Genomic DNA, 16,950 nt, shown 5'->3' with positions numbered 1-16,950 from the left:
CCTTTAAGGGGGGTGTCCCCCCTTTCTGAAACACTCAGGAGAGAGATGATGTACGAATCCGGTATAGGCGGTGTTAAAGAATTCAACTTTGACCTTAAAGACCCAAAGTTCTACGATGAGGAAGCCATATGGGAGGAAGCGAAGAGAGTATACTCCAAATGTAAAGACTGCCGTATGTGCGTGGGTTTTTGTCCTTCCTTTCCTTCACTCTTTGATGCTGTTGATGCTAAAGATGACGACATAGAGAAACTTACAAAGGAGGAGCTTGCTAAGCCCTTAGAGCTCTGTTTCCACTGCAAACAGTGTTACTTTAGATGTCCCTATACACCTCCCCACGAGTGGAAGATTGACTTCCCCCATCTCTCTCTTAGATACAAAGCCTGGAAGTTTAAGAATAAAGGTGCAAAACTAACAGATAAATTAATGGTAAATACCGATCTCAACGGGAAGCTCAATGTTGGACCCCAGGCACACATCCTGAACGCTCTAATGAATACAAAACCCGTGAGGGTTATCCTTGAGAACTTTATGGGGGTGGACCAGAGAGCCAAACTTCCTCAGTTCAATACGGAGAGCTTCCCATCCTGGTTTAAGAAGAACAAAAGACCTGTGAAGGGAGAAAACGGCAAGGTAGTTTTATTTTCAACCTGCCTTTTGAACTACAACTTTCTCCAGAAGGGGATAGCCTTGACGAGAGTTCTTGAGAAGAACGATGTTTACGTTGAGCTCCCCGAAACCCAGGAGTGTTGTGGAATCCCATACTTTGACCTCGGAGATATTGACTCCGCTGCCCAGAAAGCAAAGAGGAATGTGCGCAACCTAAAACCTTACGTGGATGCGGGATTTGACATAATAGTTCCCATACCTACATGTGCCCTTCAGCTCAAGTATGAATACCCTCTGTTGCTCCCCGATGAACCCGATGCGAAAGCTGTTGCCGAAAAGGTTTACGACGTTCATGAATATCTTTGGAAACTGAACGAAGAAGGAAAGTTCAACAAGGACTTCAAGGTGTCAATGGGTAACATAGCTTACCACATTCCTTGCCATCTCAAATCTCTTAACGTTGGGTATAAGGGTGTTGCGCTCCTGAGGCTTATACCCGAGACTAAGGTTAGGATAGTTGACAGATGCTCAGGGCACGATGGAACTTTCGGTGTTAAGAAGGAAACCTTTGACTACGCTTTCAAAGTGGGCTCAAGACTTTTTGACGACCTTAAAGCGCAGGAAGCGGACCTTTACGTTTCTGACTGTCCTCTGGCTTCCCATATGATAGAGCTGGGCACAGGGAAACAACCCTTACACCCCCTTGAGGTTCTTTATCGCGCTTATGGAGGAGATTAAAATGAGAAAGGTTAGTAAAGAGGATATCCTGAATATTTACGAATACGAAAAGGTAAGACCAGAAAAACTGGCGGAGATTACACAGCTTAAGAAGAAAAGAAGGGTTCCCGTGGGGGATAAAGTTACCTTAGTCTTTGAAAACTACGATACAGTGTGGTTTCAGATACAGGAGATGATAAGGATAGAGAGACTCGTTAAGGATGAGGATATACAGTTTGAGATAGATACCTATAACGAGCTCATACCTGATAAGAACCAGCTCTCCGCCACTCTGTTTATAGAGATACCCGACGAGGGAGAGAGAAAGGAAGCACTACCAAAGCTGGTTGGTATACATGATGCCGTTTACATACATATAGGGAACAAGTACACCATAAAAGCCCGTGCAGATGAAAGGAGTCAGATGGATTACGAGTCTGGGAAGGCTTCAGTTGTTCATTTCTTGAAATGGGATTTTACACCGGAACAGGTGGAAGCTTTCAAGAGAGAACCTGTAAGGATAGAGATAAACCATGAAAATTATAAGGCTATTACAGAACTGCCTCCAGAGGTTAAGGAAGAACTTATAAAGGACCTTGAGAGCGATTAAACTCTTTATATGCTAATTCGTCTAAACCGTTACCTCTCCATGTGCGGGGTTACCTCCCGCCGAAAGGCTGACCAGCTCATAAAGGAGGGTAGGGTAAAGGTAAACGGGGAAGTGGTCAAGGACCTTGGGCTGAAGATAGACCCTGATACAGATAAGGTTGAGGTTGACGGAAAAGAGTTAAAGCCCCCGAAGAAGGTTTATGTAATACTGAACAAGCCCTGCTGCTATTTAACCCAGCTCGGAAGAACTCAAGGTGGGAAGAAGACAATAGAAGAGCTTATAAAGGATATCCCCCAGAGGGTGTATCCTGTCGGCAGGCTTGATTACAATACAGAGGGACTGTTGTTGCTCACCAACGACGGAGAGCTTGCTCACAGGGTTTTACATCCAAGGTACAAACTACCTAAGGTGTATCTTGCCCTTGTCAGGGGGAAGGTATCTAAGAACGCTTTAAGAAAGATGAAACAAGGTGTGGAACTTGAGGACGGGTTTGCTAAACCTGACGACCTTCGCATAGTTAGGTATGAGGGAGAAAACACCTTGCTTGAGATAGTGTTCCATGAGGGAAGGAAGCATATAGTTAAGCGTTTCCTTGCCGCCTTTAAGCATCCTGTCCTGAAGCTAAAGAGGGTAGCCCTTGGACCTCTGAAGCTTGGAAAGTTACCCACCGGTAAGTGGAGGGAGCTCACCCAGAGAGAACTCAGACAGCTTCTCTCAGCAGTTGGTTTAAAATATTCAGACTGATGGAGTTCTTGAAGATATTCCTTATTGGTGTTGCAGGGACTTTAATCCTCCTTTTAGGTTTGCAACTCTTTGCCAGATGGAGAACAAAGAAGCTTGTGGGAAGGGATATACCCAAAAAGCTGGGCAGAGACGTCGTCCTATACTTCTACTCTCCCGGCTGCGGAGCCTGTAGAAAGATGGAGCCTGTAATTGAGAAACTGTCAAAGAGCACAAAGGTTAAAAGGATAGATGTCTCTCAGAGGGAGGGTCTTGAACTTGCCAAGCAGTTCGGTATACTTGGAACACCCACAACGTTGGTGGTCAAAGAGGGGAAGGTAATCAAGGTGTTTCTTGGGGCTCAGAAGGAGGATAAACTTTTTCAGGAGGTGAAAGCATGAAGTTTTTCCTGGACACGGCAGATATAAACGAGATAAAGACAGCAAACAGCTGGGGTATACTTGACGGAGTTACCACAAACCCCACCCTGGTCTCCAAGACAGGGAGACCCTTTAAAGAGGTTGTAAAGGAGATTCTTGAAGAGGTAGATGGACCTGTAAGCCTGGAAACCGTTTCCCTGGATGCGGAAGGTATGGTTAAGGAGGGAAGGCTCCTTGCTGAGCTTGGGGAGAACGTGGTAGTGAAGATACCCATGACACCTGAGGGTATGAAAGCTGTCCAGGTGTTGGAATCGGAAGGCATCCCAACCAACGTAACTCTTGTCTTTTCGCCTATGCAGGCGCTGATAGCTGCAAAGGCTGGAGCTTCTTACGTTTCCCCCTTTGTGGGAAGGCTTGACGATATTTCCGGAGAAGGTATGAAGCTGATAAGGGAGATAAAGGAGATTTTCTATAACTACGAGATGGACACCGAGATAATAGTTGCAAGCATAAGGCATCCTATGCACGTCCTTGAAGCAGCTCTGATAGGAGCGGATATCTGCACTATGCCCTTTGCGGTTCTTGAGAAGCTCTTCAAACATCCTCTAACCGATAAAGGCATAGAGCTATTCCTCAAAGACTGGGAAAAGGTTCCAGAAAAGCCCTTTTAAAAATATTCATATATTTTTAAGTCTGATAAGAGCATTAAGAGAATTTATAGCGTGTAGTGTTCCTGGTTGACTAATCTTAAATATGATATGACCGTCCTTGATAAGATTTCCCTTATAGTTCTTGGAGGAGCAGTTGCTGGCGCTGCCATTACAACCTTTGCTCTTTATTTTGTGCTTGTTCTGGCTGGTGTGCCCCAAGAAGAAGCCACTGGAAGAGCCCTCATTTACGGAGCACTTATAGGAGTTTCTTTTCTTGTTCCCGTCTATGTTATAAGGGTCCTTATAGATAAGTACATTATGAGCAGAGTTAAGAACATAACCGAGGTGATACTAAGGATAACCGAGGGAGATGTGGATGCTAAGGTGAACATAGACTCAGACGATGAAATAGGCAGGATGGCGGAAGCCTTTGAGCGTATGAGGAGGAGTCTGAAGTTACTCATGTCAAAGGTAGAGAAAAGATGAGCGGAAAGAGCGTTATCAAGAAGATAATGTCTATTGTAATTTTGGGCTCTGTTATGGGAGCCGCTTTTGTGGGTATGCTTACCTATTTTGCCCTCGTTCAGGGCGGGGTTAAGGACGATTTGGCTCTGAGATACTCGGTTGGTTTGGCTGTCTTTATGGAGTTGCTCTGGCTTGTTGGACCCATACTTGGGATAAAGTTGATGATAGAGAAGCTTATACTGTCAAAGATAAACCATATTACGGAGTTGATGGATAAGGTGAGCACAGGAGAGGTGGACGTCAGTGTTGAGGTAAAAGGTAACGATGAGATAGCCCAGCTTGCTGAAGCCTTTGAGAAAATCAGGCTTAGCATAAAGGCTCTCTATGAAATGGTAGAATGAGTTCTGTGGACGAGAGAAGTGTTCAGGAGTTGCTTGCAAAAGAAAGGAGCTTGTCAAAGGCGAAAGCCCTCGTAATATTTAGCAAAAACGGATTCGTCAGGATAGAAGACCACGATATGAATGAGAGAGAGGTTAATACTCTGGTCAATACCTTTTGCGGCGTTGTGTCGGAACTGAGCAAGTTGGAGAGTGGAGACTCTTTCTTCCTTGGGAAGCTCGGGAATAACTTAGTCTATCTGGCTCCCATCTCGTCCGATATATGCTTCTTGGGTATCTTTTCCGAGGATGCGAACCTGCTTAAACTTTATCAGTCCATGGGGGTTCTATCTGAAGTGTTGAAGAACAAGTCCGGGGAGCTTGATAAGATACTGAAATCAAAGAAGGTTGATTTTCTCAAAAAGAGTCAGGAGAGTAAACCGGTCTATGAGGGGGAGTTTCTTACCCCCTTTCAGGTAGATATGATTCTGGAAGAGTTTAAAAACGAAATAGGTCCCGCTGCGAACATAGTATTTAAATCAATCGTTAGGGACAGGGGGTTTGATTTGAGACATCTGACCAAGGAGGATGCCTACGAACTTGTGAACAGGTTAGCCGAGAAGATAGGCTCCCTTGAGAGGAAGCGGAAATTTTTAGATATATCCTATAAGGTGATAGAAGGTTCTTAGCTCTTGACCACACTTATCAGCTCACTTGAGGTTGTTACCCCTTTCTTAACCTTCTCTATGCCATCTTCAAGCATAGTTCTGTAGCCCTTTTGCCTTGCAAGCCTCTTTATGTCGTTTGAGTCCTGTGATTTTATTATTAAGGCTTTCAATTCATCGTCCATCTCAAGAACTTCAAATATGCCAACCCTTCCCCTGTAACCTGTTCCAAGGCACCTTTCACAGCCTCTTCCTCTGAAAAACTCACCTTCGTATTCCTTTATTCCAAGTTCCCTGAGTTCTTCACCCTCAGGTTTGTAAGGCTCCTTGCAGCTGTCACATATACGCCTGACCAGTCTCTGGGCTATCACCCCTTCTAAGGAGCTAGCGATCAGGAAAGGTTCTATCTCCATGTCTGCAAGTCTGGTTACGGCAGAGGGTGCATCGTTGGTATGAAGTGTTGATAGAACAAGGTGCCCCGTCAGGGCAGCGTGAACTGCTATGTCCGCCGTTTCCGAATCCCTTATCTCCCCGACCATTATTATGTCCGGGTCCTGTCTTAGAACAGAACGAAGACCGCTGGCAAAGGTCAGACCAACCTTTGGGTTCACCTGTATCTGGCTTATTCCCTTTATCTGATATTCCACAGGGTCTTCTATCGTGATTATGTTCTTCTTGGGGTCCTTTACGTAAAGGAGCATAGCATAGAGGGTTGTTGACTTTCCTGCTCCCGTTGGACCCGTCACCAATACTATACCGTAAGGTTTCTTGGCAAGTCTCTCCACCTTTCTCCTATCCTCCTCAGACAGACCGAGCTGTTCAAGGGTAAGAAGTGAACCGGTTTTATCAAGGAGCCTCAGGACAACCCTCTCCCCGAATACGGTGGGTACTACCGATACCCTTATATCAAGATCCTTGCTGCCTATCTTTACGCGAATGCGTCCATCCTGCGGAACCCTTCTCTCTGCAACATTTAAGTTTGACATGACTTTTATCCTTGAGACTACATTCTGGTAGGTGGAAGTTGGGACCTTAAGTATATCGTGGAGGACACCGTCCATTCTCAGCCTCACCACCGCTTCGTCTTCATAAGGCTCAAAGTGTATATCCGAGGCACCTACCGTTGAGGCTTTTATCAGAACTTGGTTTACAAGGCTTACAGCGGGGCTATCGTCCTGAGCCAGTAAAAGGTCTAAGCCTTCCCTCTTCTCTTCTTCCCCACTCTCTACCCTTATCTCTTCTGCTGAAAGTCTTTCCTGAAGCTCCTTGGCGAACTCGTCTTCGGGAAGGATTATAAGTTCAATGTCTTTCCCTGTTCTGAACCTTATCTCTTCAATAACCTCCTCTTTAAAAGACCTTGGGACAAGGAGTTTAAGAACTCCGTTCTCTTCTTCCTTAGGTATAAGTCTGTATTCCCTGAGTATGTTCATGAATTAAAATTTAGCTCATGAATAAAGTTATAGTTCTCCTTTCGGGTGGCATGGACTCAGCTACGCTTCTGTGGCTTGCCAAGAGAGACTTTAATAAAGTATGGGCTATCTCCTTTGATTACGGGCAGAGGCACAGGGTGGAGCTAAAGTACGCCAAGGAACTCGCTTCTATCGCCGGTGTGGAGGAGCACATAATAGTTGATACGCCTATATACAGGAGCATAAAGGGAAGCGCTCTTATAGACGAGTCCGTTGATGTCCCGTCCGGTGAGTATCCTGAGAACGAACCTCCTATAACCACGGTTCCCATGAGGAATCTGAACTTCCTGGCAATAGCCGCCGCCTTTGCCGACGCTTACGAAATAGACCATATAGGTATAGGAGTCCACGCCTTAGACACCCCCTACCCCGACTGCAGACCGGAATTCATAACTTCGGCGGAAGCGGCAATAAACGCTGGCTCAGTCCTTACGGCTAAGAGGAAGCTGAGGATTCACGTCTGGGCACCCTTCTTAGGTATGACCAAGAGGGATATAGCCCTGCTCGGCAAAGAACTCGGAGTTCCCTACGAGAAAACTTACTCCTGCTACAGGGGAACGGAACCTCCCTGCGGTGAGTGTCCCACCTGCAGACAGAGAAAAGAAGCCCTGAAGGGAATACTCCCTTAAGGAAGCGTGCTCTCTCTTGTCAGAAGGTCTCTCAGGCTCACGAAAAGGGCGTATATACCCAATAGGAAGAACATTCCTAGGAGACCATCAATGAAGTATATCTCTAAGAACTCCATAAGTCTTTCCACAGGAACGCTATCACCTCTCAAGAACCTGAATAGAACGTATCCCCAACCGATGAACGATCCCATTAAAAGGACAAGTGCTGTATTCCTTATCCTCTTTACCATCATCTTCTTTTCCTCAACTTTACCCTCTCTGAGTTTCTTCACGGATAGATAAATAGGTAAATAGAAGACAATCACTCCCACTAGGCCGCTCAAAAGGAACCTCTTTATCGCTTCTATTTCAAACGCCTCTTTCTCTCTCACCAGAAACCACATAAAGGGAGGAAACACAACCAAGAAAGAAGAAGTTATGAGTCCGTACCACGGGTTTGAATACCGCCTCTCAGCTAACACCTCACCTGCGGTCTTTGAACGTGGAATTACAGGCTCTCTGAAAACCTCCTCAAGGGAAATATCCTCAGTAGGAGCTCCCTTTGATTTAATCGGGAAAACCTCAACGCCGAACTCCTTGCCCTCCAGTAGTAGAAGAAGCTCGTACCCCTCCTCCCAGTCCTCATAAGAGGGAAAGCTCTCCCCTAGCTCAAACTTGAAGGGAACTTCAAGGGCGTTTCCCATAAAGTAGGGCACGCTCTCTATCTCCTGTGACCAGAGAGGAACTTCTCCGATTCTGAGTTCCCTTTTGGAAGCCACGTAAGCCCTCTGGAGGATGAGCCTTACTTTAAGACCCTCCCTCTTAATCTCCTTTCCCTTGAACCTTACCACTCCACTTAGAACACCTCTCGGAGAGAGGTCAATCTCCGATATTAGGAGCTTCTTGGATACGCTTCTTCCTTTTAAGAATTTAAAAACGGCGTAAAGTATGAAGCCCAATCCTATGAAAGAGAAGAGAAGAAATAGGAGCGTTGGAGGGTTTTTAAAGAAGACCGAAGGTATCTTATCCCTCTCTATGTAAAAGAAGGGAGCGGATAGTAGGAGGGAAAATAAGCCTATGGCTAAAGCTACATCGGAGCTTATTCCGTATCTTCTACCGAGATGGTTATCCCCTTGCCTCCTTAGAGCTTTCCTCTGTATGAATGCTGCATAGCCAAGGTATAGGGCACTTCCTCCCAGCGCTACAAGGTAGAGGATGAGCAGAGTTTTGTCCATACCAAACCCCCTTTTTAACCTATACTAAATAAGAGATGCAGGCAAATCCCACCCTCTCCATAACCCTCTTCGGAATAACCTTCAAAAACCCGGTATGGGTTGCGAGCGGAACCTTCGGTTACGGACTGGAGGCGAGAGAGATATACGACGTTTCAAAGCTCGGAGCCGTAGTTACGAAAGGAATATCCCTAAGACCCCGCCTTGGAAACGAGCCTCCGAGGATAGTGGAGACCCCCTGCGGGATGCTCAACTCCATAGGGCTCCAGAACCCGGGCGTGGAGAAGTTTCTGAAGGAGCTATACCCCGAGATTGAGAAGATAGACACCCACTTCATAGCCAACGTCTTTGGGGAGACTGAGGAGGAGTACGTTGAGGTCTGCCTGGCTTTAGAGGATGCACCCAAGATAGTGGCTTACGAGCTTAACGTCTCCTGCCCCAACGTTAAGAAGGGAGGTATCGTGTTCGGGCATGACCCTGCTGTCTTGGGAAACCTCGTTGAGAACACAAAGAAGCGCATAAAGAAACCCCTCCTCGTGAAGCTCTCACCAAACGTCACGGACGTTACGGAGTTCGCAAAGGTATGTATAGACTCTGGAGCCGATGGACTCGTCCTGATAAACACGCTCTTGGGGATGAGGATAAACATTTACAAGGAGAGGCCGGAGCTTTCTACCAAAACTGGGGGACTTTCGGGACCTGCCATACTCCCCATAGCGGTACGTATGATATGGCAGACCTATGAAAGGTACGGCTCCGCCGTCCCGATAATAGGGGTGGGAGGGATAACGACCCATGAGGATGCCTTGGAACATATTTACGCCGGCGCTTCGGCGGTTCAAGTTGGAACGGCTAACTTTTATGACCCATTATCGCCTCTGAAAGTTATTGAGGGAATTGGAAGCTTTATGAAGGAGAAAAATATAGAAAAGTTTACCCAGCTTGTAGGAAGAGCACACCGTCTGGATATAAAAGGCTAAAATACTTCATTATGCGTATAGTCAGCGGAATGAGACCCACCGGAAAGCTCCACCTCGGGCATTACTTTGGCGTTATAAAGAACTGGACAGAGCTTCAGCAGGAGCACGAAACCTTCTTCTTCATAGCGGACTGGCATGCCTTAACCACAGCATACAAGAAGACCAACGAGCTTCAGAGGAACATTAGAGAGGTTATGTTAGACTGGCTCGCCCTCGGTCTTGACCCTGAAAAGAGCATCCTATTCATTCAGTCAAAGGTAAAGGAGCACGCTGAGCTCCACCTGCTCTTTTCCATGATTACCCCCAAAAGCTGGCTTGAATGGAACCCGACCTACAAGGATATGAAGTACAACCTCTTGAGGCTTCAGGACATAGCTCTCCAGTTCAGGGGAGGGCTCAGGGACGTGGTTAGGGAGTTCATAAACATGATTCCCTACAAGGTTGAGGACTTTGAGAGGTTTGAAGAACACCTCCTTGATAACCTCGCCGACGCCTTCATAGCCGCCCTATTTGAGGGAGAGATAGAACCTGAACTCCTCAAAAATCTCAACGTCTCCAAGAGGGACTTCTACGAGACGGATACCTACGGCTTTTTGGGATACCCTGTCCTTCAGGCGGCTGACATACTCATATACAAAGGTCAGGGAGTTCCTGTCGGTGAGGATCAGCTCCCCCACATAGAGCTAACCCGTGAGATAGCGAGGAGGTTCAACTACCTCTACGGGGAGGTATTCCCCGAGCCGGAGGCTTTACTCACAGAGACTCCGAAGGTTCCCGGAACGGACGGCAGGAAGATGAGCAAGTCCTACAACAACGCCATATTCTTTGCCGACAGTAAGGAGGAAGTTCAGTTCAAGGTAATGAAGATGTTCACCGACCCTCAGAAGCTGAGGAAGAACGACCCCGGAAGACCGGAGATATGCCCCGTCTTCATGTATCATAAACTCTTCACAAAGGACAGGGGAAAGATAGAGCAGATAGATAGGGACTGTAGAAGTGGAAAGCTCGGATGTGTGGACTGTAAAAAATTCATGCTTGAGGGTCTTGAGGAGTTTCTGTCCCCTGTGAGGGAAAAAAGAGAAGAGATAAAGAAAAACATAAAGAAGGTGGAAGAGGTGTTCATAGAGGGTTCTGTGAGGGCGAGGAATTCCGCCCAAGAGACTATGGCAGAAGTTAGGGAAGCCATGAACCTCAAATGATAGAAATTGTCCTACTGGTATTAGCTCTTTTTATGGGTTTGTCCCTGTGGTTTTTTGCCTTTCCTGTGAGGTTTGTTAAGGATGTTTCACCTAATGCCCCATTGATGGAGCCTCCCGATGTGTTCGTGTACTCCTATGTCCTCCATATTCATACTCAGTTTTCTTACGATTCCCTTGGGAAGCCTGAGGATGTGATAAGGGCAAGGGAGGAGGCGGGGATAGATTACGTCATAGTAACCGACCACGGGAACGACCATATAAAAAACTTTGCCGATGACAAACTTATAGCGGGAAAGGAGATAAAACTTAACGATGATAAGGGTAACCTCCAGGGAGACCTCCTTGAGATCGGGGACCTGAAGGTTATAGCCCACCATTTCAGGGGTAAGTACAGGTGGAAGCTGGAGAAAACCAGGGACTATCTCTTTGAGCTTGTAGATTTGAGAGATGCACTCCTTGAAAACAAGCTCAAACTTATACTCTATCTCTTTATAGGCTTCCTCCTGTATCCTATCCTTGGTAGAAGAATCATCAGCAACTATACTAAGTTGATAAACACTGAGCTTTACGTGGAAAGGTATTTTAAGGAGGGCTGGCTCTGTAAGGTTGTGGGAGGTTTAGACCATCACGTGAAGCTTTACCTTAGAGAGGTTAAGAAAAGACTCATGGTACCTTCCTACGAGCTTTCCTTCTCAGTTATGAGAAATTTCGTTACCAGTAGAACACCTATAGAAAGCGGGAAAGACTTGCTAAAGTCTATAAAGGAAGGAATTAACCTGATATCCTTTTCCAGTAAACCCTCCTTTGTCTGGATTGAAGAGAATTCCATCAACGTTTACTCACCCTTTAACAACACCTATGTAGTTCTGATCTCCAGGTACGGGGATAAAAGGGAGTCTATAGGCTCAAATGCGAAATTTTCTCACTTGGAGGGTGGTTTTTATATAGTTTTGGGATATACTTATGCTTTAAAGGTCGGGAGGTTGCTGTTTGGGGTTAAGCCCTTGTTTGTCTCCGATTTGTTGGAGGTTTGTTGATGTCTGAGGTTGAAAAACCTTTACCGGACTGGGTCAGGGAGAGGATACTACAGAAGGTTCAAAATAAAGCCCTCGCTGAAGAAGCCCTAAAGTATATAAGTCTTGTGGAAAAGGAAGATGGAACGGTCTGGGTGAAGGAGAACTTTGAAGATACCCATAAACACGCTCTCCTCTTCATGGTTCTTAACTGTGTGAACTATGCCCAGCGTCTCCTGAGGGGAGAGGATATAGAGGATGATTAAAATCCTTATTTACGAAGCTTTTCTTCTCCTTATAGTTATGGCAGCTCTGCTCTTCGTAGCCTGGAAAAACAAAGGCATAAAGGAGCTCCTGTGGTTTTTTGGAGGGTTGCTCGCTGTCACACTGTCAAGGGTGTACATATTCTGGGGAAGTGAAGCTCTCGTCCCTTTCTTTTACATTACCACAGCCGTTGGATACTTCATGATAGCCATATCGGTCATAAAGCTTGCCGGCTATCTGAGGTCGGTGAAAGTCCTTGAGCATACAGCCTTCTATGACCCGCTTACGAAAGCTTACAACAGGAACTTCATAGAGGAGTATATAAAGGAAGAGGTTAAAAAAGCCAGCAGGTTGAAGGAGCAGTTCTGTATATTACTGGTTGACCTGAACGACTTCAAACAGGTGAACGACAGGTACGGGCATAACGCTGGAGACTTGGTTCTTAAGATGGTGGTTCAGGAGCTCAGGCACAAGCTAAGGGAGTACGACATGATAGCGAGATGGGGCGGTGACGAGTTTCTTATAATCCTTCCTGCCGAAAAAGAGGCTAACATACTGGAGATAGCTAACAGACTTGTGAGTGATTTCTCCGTTAAGTATGAGGATATAAACGTAACCTTGAGTGTAGGCTACGCTTGTTTCCCTAACGATGGTTCGGACCTACATAGGCTCATAGATGTGGCGGACAGCAGGATGTACAGGTCAAAAAGCATATTTAAAGAGGTTCGCAAATATGCCGTGGACGATAAGGGTAAAGAGGAAGTTTAACGCAGCACATTTTCTAACGGACTACCACGGAAGTCCCGAGCCCTTGCACGGGCACACGTGGGGGGTTGAGGTTTATCTGGAGGCTTATGAGCTTGATAAAGGCGGTATGGGGATAGACTTTGTTGAAATAGACAACTTCCTTAAGGACCTCCTCCCTGACTATAAACTCCTGAATGAGCTTTTTGACTTCTCTCCCAGTGCAGAGAATCTTGCGATGTGGCTCTACAAGAAGGTAAAGGAGAGGTATCCTACCCTTAAAAAGGTTGTGGTATGGGAGACAGAAAATTGTGGAGCCGAGTACAGTGAATAAGGTGGGTATAACCATTGGAGACCCGGCTGGAATAGGTCCGGAGTTGATAATCAAGCTGTATAAACACTTCAAGGAGGATGCAGCTTACCTTATATACGGTGAGGAGAAGACGCTTCTTGAGGCAAGAGCTCTCTTGGGCGTAGCGTTTGACTACCTGAAGGTAAATTCCGCTCAGGAAGTGGACAATCCTGGAGTTTACATCCTGGATATGAACATACTTGAGAAACCTGTGCCTCAGCCTTCTATTAGTTCCGGGAAGGTTGCGGTGGCATACCTTGCGAGAGCTGTTGTTGACGCAGTGTACGGGAACATAGATGGGCTTCTTACCATGCCTATAAACAAGTTCTGGGCAAGTAGAGCCGGATTCAGCTACGAAGGGCAGACTGAGTATCTGGCTCAGGCTACAAACACTAAAGAGTACGCTATGGTTATGTACTCAGAGGAGGTAAAGGTCGTTCTCCTTACCACCCATATACCTGTAAGTGAAGTTCCCAGAAAGGTTAAGAGAGAAAACGTATCCTCAAAGCTAAACCTTATATTCAGGGAATTCAAGAGATTGTTCGGGTACGAGCCAAAGGTAGGTGTTCTGGGATTGAACCCCCACGCAGGGGAGCTTGGAGAGATAGGAAAGGAAGATATGGAGGAGATACTTCCGGTGGTTGAAGAGTTTAAGAAGAAAGGCTTTAAGGTTGAAGGACCTCTGGTTCCGGACACAGCCTTTCTTAAGAGAGAGGACTATGACCTCTTCCTATGCATGTACCATGACCAGGGACTTATTCCCTTTAAGCTTTTAGCCTTTGAAGAAGGTGTTAACCTCACCGTAGGAATTCCGTTCCCGAGAACTTCGCCGGACCACGGGACCGCTTACGATATAGCGTGGAAGGGTCTGGCTAAGGAAAACCCAAGTCTGAAAGCCCTTGAACTTCTTGAGAAATTGATACACAATCTTAAAGCATGAAAGGTCTAATATTTATACTGCTGTTCCTCATATTGTTTGGTGTATCCCTATACTTCTTTCTGATGAACTCCGGTCAGAATGTTGAGTTGGTTCTGTGGGGAAATACAAGAACCCCGTCCTTACCTGTGGGTCTTATCGTTCTGATTTCCTTTTTCTTGGGTTTTATACTGGGAATGCTCTTCTTTCCCTTGACTTACGTCATAAAGAAGCTATCTTCATGAAGTATCTTATAAGCAAATTCTTATAAAGGAGGTTGGAATATGCAAGAGCAGCAGACAACTATGGTGTTTAGGGTTAGCGAAAAGGCAGCCGAGGAGATACTCAAGGTTGCTCAGGAAAACAACATAGAGAATCCTATTCTCAGGGTAAGAGTTGTCCCTGGGGGATGCTCAGGATTTCAGTATGCTATGGGATTTGATGACACCATTGAAGAGGGAGACCACGTCTTTGAACAGGGTGGAGTTAAGGTAGTTATAGATGCCTTCTCTATGCCCTACGTAAACGGTGCGGAACTGGACTACGTGGTTGACTTCATGGGTGGTGGATTCACCATAAGGAATCCCAACGCCTCTGGTGGATGTGGCTGCGGAAGCTCATTCAGCTGCGGCTGATAAAAGGACCGCCCTACTCGGGCGGTTTCTTTAAAACCCTTACCTTTATCACGGGGGGTTCCACACTCGCTGGGTGTATCAGCACAGGAACGGCAGTCTCAGATATAACGTTCAATTTGTAAACTCCAGGTTTATCAATCTTAGAAACATCAACGTAAGCCCTCACATGGCTTATCAATTTTGACAGAAGAAGCCTTTCTACCACGTAGACGGTTATCTCAACCCTGTCCGGTTCAAGTTTGTAGTTAAACTCGGGTTTAGGGTTTCTCACCTCCACGTACCTTGATACAGTTATCGCTGTTCTGCTCCCGAAATTAACAACACTCCATAGGGAAACAGATATAAGCAGTGCTGCAAGTTTATACTTCCAGTCCTTTACAAATATCTCTCTAAGTAGTCTCATGTCTTAACCCCAGAAGTTCGCTTAATCTATCCTTGAGTATTTCAGGGTCTAAACTCCTCTCAAGTTTTCCTTCTACCGCAAGGGATATCTCTCCGGTTTCCTCTGACACAACGACCGCTATGGCGTCGCTCTCCTCACTTATTCCCAGAGCTGCTCTATGCCTTGTACCGTACTTTTTTGGCAGTTCTGTGGTCTTTGATAGGGGAAGAACGCATGAGGCAAAGGCTATCCTCTCCCCCCTTATAACTACTGCCCCATCGTGAAGTGGTGTCATGGGATAGAATACGGTTATGAGCAACTCAACGGATACCGTTGCATCTATGTAAACGCAACCCTCAATTATATCCTCAATATCCTGGTTTCTCTCTATTACAATTAGTGCGCCTATCTGTCTATCGGACATGAACCTGCATGCCCTTACGATTCTTTCAATGGTTCTCTCCTCCACAGAGGAGAACTTTATAACCTTAGTTTTTTCACCTATACGGGCTAAGGTCCTTCTGATTTCAGGTTGAAATATGACCACTATTGAGAATAAACCCAGAGTCCATAGTTTTTCAAATATCCAGGATAAGGTTCTGAGCTGTATTATCTCAGAAGCAAACCAGAATAAACCCAGAAAGACAAGCCCTCTGAGTATCTGAAATCCCTTCGTTACCGCTAAGAAATAGATTATCCCGTAAATAAAAAGGGCTACGGTGATGATATCTATAATGTCTCTGAAACCGAAGAGCTCTTTAAGGAGTTCAAAAAACATCGTAGGTCCTCACCGCATCAATCAAGGCTAAAAACTCTCTCGTCTCCCTTACGTCATGTACCCTTACTATATGGGCTCCCTGGATTACGGCTGGAGCAACTGCTCCCAAGCTTCCGTACAGTCTCTCTTTTGGCTGGGTTTTTCTGTTGAGGAAACCTTCCAGGACGAGTCCTATGAAGGACTTTCTTGAGACACCAACCATAAGAGGTTTACCGAATACCTTTAGCTCTTCAAACCTCCTGAGAATCTCTATGTTGTGCTCTGGAAGTTTCCCAAATCCTATCCCTGGGTCAAGGATAAGATTCTCTTCCCTTCTATAACCCAGCTCTCTTATCCTTTCCAGCCTTACTTTGAACCAACTTACCATTTCATTCATCACATCTTCGTAAACTATAGGCTCTGTTTTCCAGGTTTCGGGTCTGCCTTTTATATGGGTCAGGACGTAAGGGCAGCCATACTCTGATATGACCTCAAAAATTTTTTCATCAAAGGTGCCACCGCTCACGTCGTTTATGATGTCAGCTCCTTCTTCAAGGCAAGCCTTTGCTACCTCGGACTTGTAAGTATCTACGGATATCCACGCCTCCGGAAGCTCCTTTCTTATAAGTTTAAGAGCTGGGAGAACCCTTTTGAGTTCTTCCTCTGCAGGGATTCTCTCAGAACCCGGTCTCGTTGATTCCCCACCTATGTCAATTATCTCAGCGCCTTCCTCGTACATCTGGATAGCCCTTTTTAGGGCTTCCTCTGGTTTGGAGTAGAGTCCTCCGTCAGAAAAGGAATCGGGAGTGACGTTGAGGACTCCCATTATTGCTGTCTTCAGACCAAGAGGCAAAATCTTTCTGTTATACTGGATTTGAAAGTTTTTCTTCCTGTACCTTATGAAGGCTTCAAGTATTTCCCTTGCTAAGCTCTTCGTCTCAGTGTAGCTTACCAGCTCGGAACAGAAGTTTCTTATGTTGGATTCGCTGCCACATAAAAGGAACTTTTCTCCGTTTGAAAAGACGGAGATACAGCTCTTCTGAGCGGATAGGAATATAGGTTCCGGATTTTCGGTGAACTCAAAGTAGAGGCAGTGAAAGACCCCTTCAAAGGCTCTATCCTCGGCTTCCTTGAAGAACACACCAACCCTGTTTTTTAAGAACCTGTAGAAATGGTCTTTATCGGAGAAGTGCTTTATCAGCATGTAAT

The 16,950-nt window shown here is 45.8% G+C and carries 23 protein-coding genes; 18 read left to right on the top strand and 5 right to left on the bottom strand.

Annotation, left to right across the window (positions count from 1 at the left end):
• Positions 1–45: 45 nt before the first annotated feature.
• From BCF55_RS07820 to BCF55_RS07785, 8 genes are all read left to right on the top strand, one after another.
• Positions 46–1,344, top strand: coding sequence for a heterodisulfide reductase-related iron-sulfur binding cluster (locus BCF55_RS07820; protein ID WP_245960419.1), 1,299 nt, complete (start codon positions 46–48; stop codon positions 1,342–1,344).
• Between the two features lies 1 nt (position 1,345).
• Entirely contained in the window at positions 1,346–1,933 is a 588-nt protein-coding gene (locus BCF55_RS07815; protein ID WP_121012430.1) for a DUF3501 family protein, read from the top strand.
• 9 nt (positions 1,934–1,942) lie between these two features.
• Complete coding sequence (locus BCF55_RS07810) at positions 1,943–2,677, top strand: pseudouridine synthase (RefSeq protein ID WP_121012427.1); 735 nt, start codon at positions 1,943–1,945, stop codon at positions 2,675–2,677.
• On the top strand, positions 2,677–3,054 hold the full coding sequence (locus BCF55_RS07805; RefSeq protein WP_121012424.1) for a thioredoxin family protein: 378 nt from the start codon (positions 2,677–2,679) through the stop codon (positions 3,052–3,054). The genes BCF55_RS07810 and BCF55_RS07805 overlap by 1 nt, the downstream gene beginning before the upstream one ends.
• The gene (gene fsa, locus BCF55_RS07800; protein WP_121012421.1) at positions 3,051–3,704 is read left to right on the top strand and encodes a fructose-6-phosphate aldolase; all 654 of its coding nucleotides are present in this window, start codon (positions 3,051–3,053) and stop codon (positions 3,702–3,704) included. Before BCF55_RS07805 ends, fsa begins: the two co-directional genes overlap by 4 nt.
• A gap of 87 nt (positions 3,705–3,791) precedes the next feature.
• Positions 3,792–4,169 (top strand): HAMP domain-containing protein, encoded by a 378-nt coding sequence (locus BCF55_RS07795; protein WP_121012418.1) that lies wholly within the window; start codon positions 3,792–3,794, stop codon positions 4,167–4,169.
• Entirely contained in the window at positions 4,166–4,549 is a 384-nt protein-coding gene (locus BCF55_RS07790) for a HAMP domain-containing protein (RefSeq protein WP_121012415.1), read from the top strand. The genes BCF55_RS07795 and BCF55_RS07790 overlap by 4 nt, the downstream gene beginning before the upstream one ends.
• 5 nt (positions 4,550–4,554) lie before the next feature.
• Positions 4,555–5,214: a DUF8082 domain-containing protein gene (locus BCF55_RS07785; protein ID WP_147425012.1), complete on the top strand. Its 660-nt coding sequence runs from the start codon at positions 4,555–4,557 to the stop codon at positions 5,212–5,214.
• Here BCF55_RS07785 and BCF55_RS07780 read toward each other — a convergent pair.
• Entirely contained in the window at positions 5,211–6,620 is a 1,410-nt protein-coding gene (locus BCF55_RS07780; RefSeq protein ID WP_121012409.1) for a GspE/PulE family protein, read from the bottom strand. The two genes, BCF55_RS07785 and BCF55_RS07780, sit on opposite strands and share 4 nt — an antisense overlap.
• Before the next feature lie 17 nt (positions 6,621–6,637).
• Here BCF55_RS07780 and queC point away from each other — a divergent pair, with 17 nt between their 5' ends.
• On the top strand, positions 6,638–7,288 hold the full coding sequence (gene queC, locus BCF55_RS07775) for a 7-cyano-7-deazaguanine synthase QueC (RefSeq protein WP_121012406.1): 651 nt from the start codon (positions 6,638–6,640) through the stop codon (positions 7,286–7,288).
• Here queC and BCF55_RS07770 read toward each other — a convergent pair.
• Complete coding sequence (locus tag BCF55_RS07770) at positions 7,285–8,502, bottom strand: hypothetical protein (RefSeq protein ID WP_121012403.1); 1,218 nt, start codon at positions 8,500–8,502, stop codon at positions 7,285–7,287. The two genes, queC and BCF55_RS07770, sit on opposite strands and share 4 nt — an antisense overlap.
• Before the next feature lie 35 nt (positions 8,503–8,537).
• Between BCF55_RS07770 and BCF55_RS07765 the strand changes: the two genes are divergently transcribed.
• From BCF55_RS07765 to erpA, 9 genes are read left to right on the top strand one after another with little or no spacing between them, the layout of a single operon-like run.
• The gene (locus tag BCF55_RS07765; protein WP_121012400.1) at positions 8,538–9,479 is read left to right on the top strand and encodes a dihydroorotate dehydrogenase; all 942 of its coding nucleotides are present in this window, start codon (positions 8,538–8,540) and stop codon (positions 9,477–9,479) included.
• Between the two features lie 11 nt (positions 9,480–9,490).
• Positions 9,491–10,678, top strand: coding sequence for a tryptophan--tRNA ligase (gene trpS, locus BCF55_RS07760; protein ID WP_121012398.1), 1,188 nt, complete (start codon positions 9,491–9,493; stop codon positions 10,676–10,678).
• Positions 10,675–11,715, top strand: a complete 1,041-nt coding sequence (locus BCF55_RS07755) for a PHP domain-containing protein (protein ID WP_121012395.1) — start codon at positions 10,675–10,677, stop codon at positions 11,713–11,715. The genes trpS and BCF55_RS07755 overlap by 4 nt, the downstream gene beginning before the upstream one ends.
• A complete protein-coding gene (locus BCF55_RS07750) occupies positions 11,715–11,957 on the top strand; it encodes a hypothetical protein (protein ID WP_121012392.1) in 243 nt (80 codons plus the stop codon). Before BCF55_RS07755 ends, BCF55_RS07750 begins: the two co-directional genes overlap by 1 nt.
• The gene (locus tag BCF55_RS07745) at positions 11,950–12,723 is read left to right on the top strand and encodes a GGDEF domain-containing protein (RefSeq protein ID WP_121012389.1); all 774 of its coding nucleotides are present in this window, start codon (positions 11,950–11,952) and stop codon (positions 12,721–12,723) included. The genes BCF55_RS07750 and BCF55_RS07745 overlap by 8 nt, the downstream gene beginning before the upstream one ends.
• Positions 12,689–13,033, top strand: a complete 345-nt coding sequence (locus BCF55_RS07740) for a 6-pyruvoyl trahydropterin synthase family protein (protein ID WP_121012386.1) — start codon at positions 12,689–12,691, stop codon at positions 13,031–13,033. Before BCF55_RS07745 ends, BCF55_RS07740 begins: the two co-directional genes overlap by 35 nt.
• Positions 13,011–13,991, top strand: a complete 981-nt coding sequence (gene pdxA / locus BCF55_RS07735) for a 4-hydroxythreonine-4-phosphate dehydrogenase PdxA (RefSeq protein ID WP_245960417.1) — start codon at positions 13,011–13,013, stop codon at positions 13,989–13,991. Before BCF55_RS07740 ends, pdxA begins: the two co-directional genes overlap by 23 nt.
• Positions 13,988–14,212: a LapA family protein gene (locus BCF55_RS07730; protein ID WP_121012380.1), complete on the top strand. Its 225-nt coding sequence runs from the start codon at positions 13,988–13,990 to the stop codon at positions 14,210–14,212. The genes pdxA and BCF55_RS07730 overlap by 4 nt, the downstream gene beginning before the upstream one ends.
• A 39-nt stretch (positions 14,213–14,251) precedes the next feature.
• A complete protein-coding gene (gene erpA, locus BCF55_RS07725) occupies positions 14,252–14,602 on the top strand; it encodes an iron-sulfur cluster insertion protein ErpA (protein WP_121012377.1) in 351 nt (116 codons plus the stop codon).
• A 13-nt stretch (positions 14,603–14,615) separates the two neighbouring features.
• Here erpA and BCF55_RS07720 read toward each other — a convergent pair whose 3' ends face one another.
• Genes BCF55_RS07720 through folP form a run of 3 tightly spaced genes read right to left on the bottom strand, consistent with a single transcriptional unit; the run spans position 14,616 to position 16,945 of the window.
• Complete coding sequence (locus BCF55_RS07720) at positions 14,616–15,005, bottom strand: YbbR-like domain-containing protein (RefSeq protein WP_121012374.1); 390 nt, start codon at positions 15,003–15,005, stop codon at positions 14,616–14,618.
• Positions 14,992–15,762: a diadenylate cyclase CdaA gene (gene cdaA, locus BCF55_RS07715; RefSeq protein WP_121012371.1), complete on the bottom strand. Its 771-nt coding sequence runs from the start codon at positions 15,760–15,762 to the stop codon at positions 14,992–14,994. The genes BCF55_RS07720 and cdaA overlap by 14 nt, the downstream gene beginning before the upstream one ends.
• Positions 15,752–16,945 carry a dihydropteroate synthase gene (gene folP, locus BCF55_RS07710; RefSeq protein WP_121012368.1) on the bottom strand — a complete coding sequence of 398 codons (1,194 nt, stop codon included), beginning with the start codon at positions 16,943–16,945 and terminating at the stop codon, positions 15,752–15,754. The genes cdaA and folP overlap by 11 nt, the downstream gene beginning before the upstream one ends.
• Positions 16,946–16,950 lie beyond the last annotated feature (5 nt).

Origin of the sequence: Hydrogenivirga caldilitoris (assembly GCF_003664005.1) — a bacterium.
Taxonomy (GTDB): Bacteria; Aquificota; Aquificia; order Aquificales; family Aquificaceae; genus Hydrogenivirga; species Hydrogenivirga caldilitoris.
The sequence above is the reverse complement of the archived record's forward strand: the minus strand, read 5'-3'. Positions and strand labels throughout refer to the sequence as shown.